The following is a 984-nucleotide window of genomic DNA, read 5'->3' on the forward strand; positions in this document are numbered from 1 at the left end:
GAGAGTCTTTCGTCCACAGCGAGAAATCTGGAAACGGCTATGGCGAATACATCAAAATATTTTGGTGGAGGTGCAGGAGTTGCTGGTTCTGCCATGACGGGACCAACTTATAACTTATCCAAGATTGATACAAAGGGTAATATAACAGAGGGCTCTTTTAATGATGTTGGGAGTGCTTTTGCCGGTCTTGATACAAATATCAAGCATGTGAATGCACGGATTAAAGAAGTTTCTGAAGGGATAGCACAGGATTCTTTGTTATGGAATGATGAAGCCAATGCCTTTGTAGCGCGTCATGAGAAGAAGCAAGAAGAAAAAGGCAGAGCTGTAAGGAGACAGGAAAACAGTAAAATTACGTTTCTAGATAGTGGTGAGATCAGCGTTAAATCAACGGATGCTGTCAATGGTAGTCAACTTTATGCAATGGGTAACACACTTGCATCCTATTTTGGTGGTGGTGCTGGTTACGATGAAGAGAACATATGGAGAGATCCAGATTTCAAGATCAAGCAGTTTAGTGAGGATGGTACTTCTTTTGACAAGAAATATACGAATGTAGCGGATGCACTTGCAGGAGTTGGAAGTTCTATCACGAATGTTCAGAATAAATTGACTGAACAGGTTAATAATGTAATTACCAAAGTGGAAAGCGAGAGCTTTGTTCAGCAAGATAAGACAACGAGTCGTCTCACTATTGGAGCTGCAGTAGAAGGCAGTGAAATCAACATAGCTAACAAGACTGGTGCGGATCGGATAATTTCAGGTGTTGGTGAAGCAAAGAACAATAATGACGCTGTTAACAAAAGCCAGCTTGATAGCAATATCAAGAATGTCAATGATAATGTAACAAATAAGTTTAGCGAACTTACTAAAAACATAACGAATATTACTCAGCAAGTTAAAGGTGATGCTTTGTTATGGAATGATGAAGCCAATGCCTTTGTAGCACGTCATGTAAAGAACAAAGAGAAAGATGGTCAAGTT

General features: G+C 39.7%; 1 pseudogene. It reads left to right on the forward strand.

What is annotated here, in order from left to right:
* Window positions 1-39: 39 nt before the first annotated feature.
* Window positions 40-984: pseudogene (locus tag ACFIO3_RS14005) on the forward strand (hypothetical protein); the annotation flags it as partial.

The organism is Bartonella sp. AD328YNZD (genome assembly GCF_042196425.1).